Genomic DNA, 8,839 nt, shown 5'->3' on the forward strand with positions numbered 1-8,839 from the left:
AATGGCTGTTCAGACCACCTACAACGAGACGATCGATGCGGCCCGTGCCGGCATGATCGCCAATGAGGAGCCTGTCGTCCTCATCTCCCGCACCATCATCGACGCGGCCGGCGTCGGCTTCGGCAAGGTCGTGCAGGAGGCCGCCACCGACGGCTCGAAGGACGGCCAGTGCACCGCCGACATCGATACGGCGGACATGGATGCCTACAAGTTCCTCGGCATCACCGTCCGCGAACGTTCCGTCCGCCCCGAGACGCCCAACAAGTTCGCCCAGTACGAATCCGCTCGCATCATGCGGCGCGGCGTCATCTGGGTCGAAGTCGCTGGCGCGGTGAAGGCTGGCGAGGACGTCACCGTCACGCTCGCTTCCGGCGTTCTCGGCACGGCCGGGGTCGGCGCTGGTGTTGTCGCAATTCCGAATGCTCGCTGGGAAAGCTCCACCTCCGGGGCTGGCCTCGCGAAGCTTCGTCTGGGCTAAGGAGGCCTGATCCATGAACGTGAACGTCACCTTCGACGCCCAGGCTGCGCTCGGCTTCGTCCGCTCGCAGACCACGCACGTCGAAACGGCCGTCAACGAGACGGTCTACCCGGACATCCAGTATCCGACGCTCATCCCGGTCGACACGTCCGCGCACCCCTTCGCGCAGACCGTGACCTATTATTCGTCCGACAAGTTCGGCAAGGCGAACTGGATCAACGGCAATGCCGATGACATCCCGCTCGCTGGCACCGAACTGACCGAGTTCAAGACCAGCGTCTACACCGCCGCGATCGGCTACGGCTGGGGCTGGGAAGAGGTCAACGTCGCGATGATGTTGGGCCGCAATCTGCCCAACGACGACGCCATGGCGGCCCGCCGTGCCTACGAGGAGATGGTCGATCGCGTCATGCTCTACGGTGACGCAACGAAGGGCTTCAAAGGCCTAATCGACTATACCGGCGTCAGCGCGGCCAGCCTGACCAACGGCGACTGGACTGGGACGGGCGCTACCGAGGATGACATCCTTCAGGACGTGAACGACCTCATCATGGGTACAGCCACGGACACGGCCTATACGTCCATGGCGGACACGCTGCTCATGTCGCACACGCGCCTGAACTTGCTGGCGACCACGCGGCTGGGCGATACGCAGAGCACCCTTCTGGAGTTCCTGCGCCGCAACAACACCTATACCGCGACCACGGGCCAGCCGCTGACGATCCGTGCCATGCGCGGCCTTGCCACGGCTGGCGCCGGCAACACGCAGCGCATCATCGCCTATCGCCGCGATCCGCAGGTGCTGAAGGCTCACATCCCGATGCCTCACAGGTTCCTACCGGTCTATCAGGACGGCCCGCTGCACTGGGTCGTTCCCGGCGTCTTCCGTCTCGGCGGGTTGGACATTCGCCGCCCGAAGGAAGTCCGCTACGGCGACGGAGCGTGACCCATGGCGAAGGTCGTCAACCACCATCACTCGGCGCTCGGCCTGCCTCTGGGCGGGCCGGTGCTGCCTTCCGGCGTGGAGACTGAGGTCAAGCGCTGGAACATCATCAAGGGCCATGCCGTGGTCAAGGCGTGGCTTCAGGCGAGAGTTATCGAGGAAGTAGGCTCCGATGAGCCTGCTCAGCCCGAGCCCGCTCCTGGGCCTTCCCCTGAGCCCTTAGACGATGAGCTTACCGCTCTGCGCTCCGAATATCAGGAGAAGGTGGGCAAGCGCGCCTATCACGGTTGGAACGTGGAGGCGCTGAAGGCGAAGATCGCCGAGGCGAACGACGCGGCGGCCGAAGACGCCACGGAGTTGCCATGACCTATGTTCCGCCGACCGCCGCCGATCTGAAGGCGAGGTTTCCCGAGTTCACGGCGGTCAGCAACACGCTGATAGACCTGATCCTTGCGGAGGCTATCCCGCAGGTTGGCGAAAGCTGGCTTGAGCGTGACCGCAGGCCGGCCACGCTCTACCTCGCGGCTCATTTGCTGGCGATGGAGGGCGAGCCGGGGAGAACGTTGCGCGGGGCGTCGGGCGCAACGGCTGGTACGGGGCCGGTGAAGCGCTTCAAGGTCGGAGATGTCGAGACGGAGTTTGCCGGCAACGGCACATCGGCAGGCGGCGGCGCATCGTCATTCGCCTCGACTGAGTACGGCCTCCGGTTCCTCGATCTGATGCGGCGCAACTTCCCCGCCGTCGCGGTGGTGTGATGGGCGTCACGATCAAGGTTGTCCGCAAGGGCGATGGCGCGGGCTTTCTCTCGCGTATCGTGCGCGCCATTCGCGGCCCGAAGAAGGTCAAGGTGGGATATCCCGGCAGTGCTGGCGGGGACGTGGTGATGAAGGCGTTCTATAACGAATTCGGCACGAAGGGTTCGGGGAAGGGCTTCAAAACGCCTCGCGGTGGCGGCTTCGGAGGGCCAATCCCCGAACGCCCGTTCATGCGGCTCGCGATGAAGAAGGGCCAGCCGGAATTTCGGCGTGTCGCCATTGGAGCCGCGAAAGAGATCATCGCCGGCCGTTTGGATATGCGAGGAGCGCTCGCCAAACTCGGAACAGAAGGCGTTGAGCAGGTCAAGGATTCTATTTCCGATCTTTCGAGCCCGCCAAACAGTCCAGTTACCGTTGCGATCAAGGGATCGAACAAGCCGCTGATCGACACTTCCGACATGCGCAATCGCACGCAATGGGAAATCGATCGATGAACGCTGCTCTGGCGATCGACTTCTACGCGAAGGACTATTCGCGCCTGCGAACTGGTGCCGGCAATTACGTTGACGGCCGCTGGATCGACGGTTCTCCGACCTCTGCGACGATCAGAGCTGCGGTGTTCTCGCCATCTGGCAGAGACCTTTACGATCTGCCGGAAGGCCAGAGAGAGCGCATCGTCTGGACGATCTGGAGCCGGGAAGAGCTTCGCACCGCCGACGAGGATGCGCAGACAGTGGCGGACGCGATCCAGATACAGGGCCGCTGGTTCCGCGTGTTCAAGGTCTGGCCCCGTATCGAGGGCGACTACCACAAGGCCCTGCTGGAGCGCGACGTTGAGAGAAACCGATCTGTTTCAAGCACTCCGGCCGTGGTTGATGGAGGCGACTGGCATTGAGGTGATCGAGGCGCATCCGAGCGCGCCTCGCCCGCCCGGTGAATACGTCATGGTCAACCTCATAGCTGGCACGGCGCTCGGTCATGCCGTTGCCTATGCCTACGAGGAAGAAGCCGAAGAAGAGACGGACGGGGTCAAGAACCTCTATCAGGTTCCGGTCCTTCCCTTCGAATGGCTCTATTCGATCCACGTCTACGCCGCTGACCCTCTGGATCGCGCCCGCCGCGCGGTGACTTGGGCGTCTGGTGACGCCGGCGCATTCCGCCTCTGGCCTTTGCTGGTTCAGCCGATCCGCGACATCCGCCGCGTGCCGGAACTCGTCGACGGCAAATGGGAGGGCCGGGCGCAATTCGACATGGCCATCAGAGGCTATGTCTCTCGCGGCGTCATCACTGACGGCGCCGGCACTGAAATCGAGATCGGCCGCATCCCGGTCGATGAGGTCTTGGAAGGCACCGTCACCCTGGGGCCGACCACCAACCCCGATCTTGTGTCGGGTGACTACGCCAAACCAACAGGAGATTGAACATGGCTGTTCTACCGATCAGCCGCGCGGTCGAGGTGACGGTCACGCGGCAGGACAATTTCCCGACGATCCAGGGCTTCGGCACGCCCTTGATCGTCACCGACGAGACGACAGGGCCGGTGAACGATAACGTTCGGACCAAGGTCTATTCAACCATGGAAGAAGTGGCGGCTGATTGGGACGCCTCTGATGAGGCGTACAAGGTCGCGGCGACGATGTTCGCGCAGAATCCGCGGCCGCTGCAGATCAAGATCGGCTTCCGTGAGAACGAGACAGGTTCCGACATCTCCGACGAGCTCGACGCCATCGTCGCATTCGACAACAACTGGTACCAGCTGGTGTTCACGAACAGCATCAGGGGTGTCGACACCGACGAAGACGCCGCGATCGTCTGGACCGAGAGCAAGAACAAGATCCTGTTCCTCGGCACCACGGACGTCTTGCTGAAGACGCTGTCGGACACGACCAATGTCGCGGCGCGCAACAAGCTCGAATACGACCGCACTGCCGTGTTCTTCAACGCCGCGGCCGGCGACTACCTCGAGGCAGCCGTTGCCGCCTTTACCGCGACCCGCAACTTCGACCGGCCGGCATCGGCCTACACGTCGAAGTTCAAGCGCATGCGCGGGGTTGACCTGCTGAACGAGGCTTCCGGGCCGGTGCAGATCATCACCGGCTTCGTTCCGGCGCTCGGCCTCGATGCGACTGCTGGCCACCTGGCCAACGTCTTCGTGAATATCGGCGGCGCGCCGGTGCTGGTCGAAGGCAATGTCCTGTCGAAGGCGTTTATTGACGAAATCCACGCCTCCGACTGGTTGATTGCCCGCACCCAGGAAGAATTGCTTGGCATCCTCAACACCAATGACCGCGTGCCGATGACGGATCCGGGCGTCCAGATCCTCGCCTCGGGTGTCGAGGCAGTCATGAACCGAGCCGTGACGGCCGGCCTGATCGCCGAAGACTTCGATGACGAAGGCAATCTCGTCCCTGCCTACGAGATCACTCCGACGCGCGTTCGCAGCATCTCTGCCGCCCAGCGCCGCAACCGAATTGCGCCTCCGATCTCTGGCGTCTTCCGATACGCCGGTGCCTGCCACTACGCTTCGGTGGCGTTTACGATGACTTTTTAAAAATCTTCGTAAAATCAGTCACTTGGACTTTGGGCGACGATTGTATGCCTGTTGGCTTTTCGTCGCCCATCGGCAGTTCCAAGGAGCATATGGACCGTCATTATCCGGGTGTCGGTCGATAGAGTATTCGTCAGATGGGCGAGGCCCCATGTCTTGGTAGAAAGCCTCGAAACTGTCACGCCATTCATCACAGACATAGATGCCGCGGCCGCCGTAGTAGGGGTACTCTCGACATGTGTCGTTGTAGCATCGCTGTCTCATGCTGCACCAAGCGTACCATTCGGGTGATTTGGTCATGCCGTGGGTGCGATTGTTGAGCGGGCGGGTTTCTGCCTGCAGGCAGCCGCAGGAGGATGTGAGCCCTCTGGTGAGCGCCGGTCCAGCCACCACGGCCTTGTTGCCGCAGTCGCATCGGCAGTGCCAATCATAGGGAAGGCCGGCGCGCTGTTGAGGCTCCAGGGCAGTTAGCCGTCCGAACCTCATGCCGCGTAGGTCACGAAAACGGCGGTCGGCAAGCTGTTCGTTCTTGAGACACCCACAAGAAAGGCTCTTGCCGGCAGTGAGGCTGTTCTTGGCGACGGCTTTCTCAGTGCCGCAGTCGCAAACGCAGTTCCAATAGTGATGAGGCCCGCGAGGCCCGGCGTAGCTGACAACTCTCCACCGGGTGAACCGCCGCCCGGTCAAGTCTTGGAATCGGTGGTGAGTAGGAATAGGGAAGGATGCAGCCATTTCTGACCTCTGAACAGGTTGGCGTGGTTAGGGCCGGGCAGCGCTGCGAACGCTGTTTCGGCCCGTCCTTTCTAGCACAAATCGCTCGTTGAACGAAGGAAAACGACCTTTCCCAAGGTCGGCGCGCCCTTGTCTTGAAAGGAAAAAGGAATGTCCAACACCGCACTCACGATGTACAGCTACCTCAACGTCAAGGCGACGTTGAACGGCAACGACATCACCGGCCTCTGGGAAGGCGACGACGCGATCGAGATCGAGGAGCGCAGCCAGGTCGCCAACGATCTGGTTGGCGCCGACGGCGCCGCGATCGTGTCGGTCACGGCGGACCAGTCCGTCTACATTCGCATCCGGCTCCAGCCGAACAGTCCCATCCACCGCTACCTCGACCAGAAGTACCGGACGCTGAAGACTGGCCAGCTCGACCCGATGGCGTTCTCGGTGCGCGACACCGGCAACGGCGAGGGCGGATCGTCCTCGCAGGTCGTGATCCGGGGCATGGCGACGAAAAGCTTCGGCGTGAATGCTGCCGTGCGCGAGTGGGAGCTCTACGCGCAGGGCTGGATCTGGGATAGCCGCAGCTACGCCTAGCGCGGCTTGATCGACAGCAGTTCGGTGTTTTCGGCGGTCACAACGCAGTAGGCGACGTAGGGGACTTCATTTCCCAACGCGTTCTTCGCCTCGAACGACAGTGCGACGTTGATGCCGAACTGCTTCCGGTCGGCGACCGAGTTCAGCCACGAGACGTCCATTGTGGACGGGAAGTTGAGTTGCGGCTTTGCCAATGCTTCACACGATGTGAACGCATCGATGTCGGTGATTTTGGCGAGGCTCTCCGAAAGCGCCGTCGGCTGTGGGGCGGAACTCTGGGTTTCGGCTTCGGTGTAGTAGAAGCGTTCGCCGTTCAGGCAGTCGACAAATACGGAGAACTTCTCTTTCGGAACGCTGCGGTCGAAGGAGAAGCCGCTCAGGGAAACTTCGTCGCACTTTTCAGCGGACGCGGTGATGTTCACGGCTTCTTCTGTAGCCTTGTTGATGCGGTCTATCCACTCCTGTCCCCATTGCCGGAACAGTTCTGGGGCATCCTGCTTGGTGATCGGGAAGAAAGCGCCGTCGCGAATGGGCGCGCGGTGGTCTGCCTTCGGCTCGTTCACCGGAGGCGCTTCAACGTCAACGATCTGCCGATTATCGGCGACGCTCGCTTCGTTGGCTGGCTCCACGGTGACGGTTTGTTCAGGCGGCACTGAAGCCGCGGATTCGGCCTTTTTCTTTTCGCCGAAGATGGAGCCGAGAATCAGCAGGCCGGTGAGGACCGCGGCGACCAAGGCGAACTTGTTCACCTTTACCTTCTCGCCCTGACCGGGCTGCAACTGCTTGGCCATAGGCCACCCCTCAACTCTTCGGCTTCGAAAGGTACTTGTAATGCCCGAAAAAAAGATCGGAACGCGAACCTATCGCGCAGAGAAGATGCCAGCGACCACGGCGACGCGCAACCTGATCAGGCTGACGAAGATCGTCGGCCCCGGTATGACGGACCTCGCCAAGACCATCGCCGCCGCTGACGACGCCACGCGCGGGCATGCCGCGTTGGCCGCAATCGCCGACATCCTCCAGAGTTCGACGGCCGACGAACTCACCGCGTTCCTGGTTGAGATGGCGGAACTCGCGCAGGTCAAGGAAAACGGCGGCTCCTACGAAGGGGTCATCTACGACATGCACTTCGCCAACGATCTCCTTGAGGCGTTTCAGGTCGTGGCCTTCGTGCTTCAGGTGAACTACCGCGATTTTTTCGGCGCGAAGCTGGGCAGCGTCTTGAAGGCCAGTCAGGCGGCCTGAGCCCAGCCGAGATCAGACGCGTCGCGCCGAACATTGCGAGCGACATGTATCTCTGGCGACCCTGCATGGCCGAGCCGCCGCTTTGCACGATGATGGAACTCAAGACCGCTCTGACGATCGATGATCTGGCGGACCTCCATGAGGCGCTGGACCTCAAGGAAGCGTTCCACGAGCGCTCGCGGCGCGAAGCCGAACGGAAGAACAAGCGATGATTATTCTTGAGTTGATCGCGATACTCGGATTCGACCTGCATTCCGAGCAGCAACTTCAGTCAATGCAATCTTCCGGCTCCACAGTCCCAGAAACACCTCCTCACGAGTTTTGGGAGATCGAGGATCGGGCTTATCAGGAGTTGGGAGAGTGGATTGACGGGCGTATAGCCGCTCGAGAAACAGTTCTGCGTTAAACGACGGCATTTCTAGGATCAGGTGCTCGAGTAGTTCCTGAAGGAAAAGGTCGTTCACGCGCTCGTGGGTAGCGAGCGCTTCTGCAAATGCGCGTTTGTCCAAGACTTCCTCCCGTTTCCATTCATTGAACCAGCGCGCCGTTCAGGAGTCGATCCTTGATCATTGAAGAACTGATCGCGCTACTCGGCTTCGATCTGGAAGGCGAGGGCGATCTCAAGCGCTTCGCCGACGGCCTGCAGAGTGCCGAGAAGAACGCTCAGCGAGCCGCCAAGTCCATTGGCATACTTGGTGTCGCCGTCGGTTCCTTCATCGGGTCTATGGCTGCGCAGGCGGTCACCAGACTGACCAGCACGATCGGCTCACTGCCTGGAGACGTCACCAAGACCGGCGCGACCTTTGAAAATCTTGGCATCCGCCTCGAAACGCTGGAAGGCTCCGCGGACAAGGCCAAAGAGGCGTTGGCATGGGTGCAGCAGTTTGCGAAGGATACGCCGCTCGGCCTGGCTGACACGGCGGATGCCTACGCTCAGCTGAAAAACTATGGCATCGATCCGACCAACGGCTCGCTGATGGCGCTGACCGATGCGATGGCCGCGTCGGGCAAGGGCACGCAGCAGCTTGGTCGGTTGTCGCTCGCGCTCGGTCAGGCGTGGGTGAAGCAGAAGCTGCAAGGCGGTGAAATCCTTCAGCTTACCGAGGCGGGTATCCCGGTATGGGACATGCTCGCCACGGCGACCGGAAAGAATGTCACCGAGCTACAAAAACTGTCTCAGGCCGGAAAGCTTGGTCGGACTGAAATCCAGCTTCTGATCAACGAGATCGGAAGGAAGTATGCCGGCGCGTCCGAGAAGATGGCGCGCACCTATGACGGCCTGATCGACAAACTTGGCGATGCCTACCAGCAGTTCCAGTTGATGATTTCGGACGCCGGATGGTTCGATTTCGTCAAGAAGAACCTGGATGAGCTTGAGCAGAAATTCAGCGACTTCCTTGAGACGAAGGAGGCCAAGGAGTGGGCGCGTACCATATCCAACGTCATGGTCGGCGCAGCCCAGGCGGCGATGCGGCTTGGCCGGGCCGTCCTTCGTGTTGGCGGGTGGATCGGAAAGGGCTTTGACGCGATAGGTCAAGCCATCGGCGATG

13 protein-coding genes are annotated in these 8,839 nt (G+C 61.4%); 12 read left to right on the plus strand and 1 reads right to left on the minus strand.

Features of this window, described 5'->3' with window-relative positions:
- Position 1: 1 nt before the first annotated feature.
- The 9 genes from M9955_26230 (at position 2) to M9955_26270 (ending at position 6,044) form a co-directional block, all read left to right on the plus strand.
- Positions 2-478, plus strand: a complete 477-nt coding sequence (locus M9955_26230; protein ID MCO5085146.1) for a DUF2190 domain-containing protein — start codon at positions 2-4, stop codon at positions 476-478.
- A 13-nt stretch (positions 479-491) separates the two neighbouring features.
- Complete coding sequence (locus M9955_26235; GenBank protein MCO5085147.1) at positions 492-1,424, plus strand: DUF2184 domain-containing protein; 933 nt, start codon at positions 492-494, stop codon at positions 1,422-1,424.
- A 3-nt stretch (positions 1,425-1,427) separates the two neighbouring features.
- Positions 1,428-1,787: a hypothetical protein gene (locus tag M9955_26240; GenBank protein MCO5085148.1), complete on the plus strand. Its 360-nt coding sequence runs from the start codon at positions 1,428-1,430 to the stop codon at positions 1,785-1,787.
- Positions 1,784-2,176 carry a DUF4054 domain-containing protein gene (locus tag M9955_26245; protein ID MCO5085149.1) on the plus strand — a complete coding sequence of 131 codons (393 nt, stop codon included), beginning with the start codon at positions 1,784-1,786 and terminating at the stop codon, positions 2,174-2,176. Before M9955_26240 ends, M9955_26245 begins: the two co-directional genes overlap by 4 nt.
- Entirely contained in the window at positions 2,176-2,670 is a 495-nt protein-coding gene (locus M9955_26250; GenBank protein ID MCO5085150.1) for a hypothetical protein, read from the plus strand. The genes M9955_26245 and M9955_26250 overlap by 1 nt, the downstream gene beginning before the upstream one ends.
- Positions 2,667-3,071: a hypothetical protein gene (locus tag M9955_26255; protein MCO5085151.1), complete on the plus strand. Its 405-nt coding sequence runs from the start codon at positions 2,667-2,669 to the stop codon at positions 3,069-3,071. The genes M9955_26250 and M9955_26255 overlap by 4 nt, the downstream gene beginning before the upstream one ends.
- A 1-nt stretch (position 3,072) precedes the next feature.
- Positions 3,073-3,597 carry a hypothetical protein gene (locus M9955_26260; protein MCO5085152.1) on the plus strand — a complete coding sequence of 175 codons (525 nt, stop codon included), beginning with the start codon at positions 3,073-3,075 and terminating at the stop codon, positions 3,595-3,597.
- An 89-nt stretch (positions 3,598-3,686) separates the two neighbouring features.
- On the plus strand, positions 3,687-4,727 hold the full coding sequence (locus M9955_26265) for a DUF3383 domain-containing protein (GenBank protein MCO5085153.1): 1,041 nt from the start codon (positions 3,687-3,689) through the stop codon (positions 4,725-4,727).
- Between the two features lie 879 nt (positions 4,728-5,606).
- Positions 5,607-6,044 carry a DUF3277 family protein gene (locus M9955_26270; GenBank protein MCO5085154.1) on the plus strand — a complete coding sequence of 146 codons (438 nt, stop codon included), beginning with the start codon at positions 5,607-5,609 and terminating at the stop codon, positions 6,042-6,044.
- Here the strand turns inward: M9955_26270 and M9955_26275 are convergent.
- A complete protein-coding gene (locus tag M9955_26275) occupies positions 6,041-6,835 on the minus strand; it encodes a hypothetical protein (protein ID MCO5085155.1) in 795 nt (264 codons plus the stop codon). The genes M9955_26270 and M9955_26275 overlap by 4 nt on opposite strands.
- Before the next feature lie 40 nt (positions 6,836-6,875).
- Between M9955_26275 and M9955_26280 the strand changes: the two genes are divergently transcribed.
- The 3 genes from M9955_26280 to M9955_26290 form a co-directional block, all read left to right on the plus strand.
- Positions 6,876-7,289, plus strand: a complete 414-nt coding sequence (locus M9955_26280; GenBank protein MCO5085156.1) for a hypothetical protein — start codon at positions 6,876-6,878, stop codon at positions 7,287-7,289.
- A 65-nt stretch (positions 7,290-7,354) separates the two neighbouring features.
- Positions 7,355-7,501 (plus strand): hypothetical protein, encoded by a 147-nt coding sequence (locus M9955_26285; GenBank protein MCO5085157.1) that lies wholly within the window; start codon positions 7,355-7,357, stop codon positions 7,499-7,501.
- Between the two features lie 512 nt (positions 7,502-8,013).
- The coding region (locus tag M9955_26290) for a tape measure protein (protein MCO5085158.1) at positions 8,014-8,839 on the plus strand (826 nt) is incomplete at its 3' end.

The organism is Rhizobiaceae bacterium, from assembly GCA_023953845.1.
In the GTDB taxonomy this organism is placed as follows: Bacteria; Pseudomonadota; Alphaproteobacteria; order Rhizobiales; family Rhizobiaceae; genus Arvimicrobium.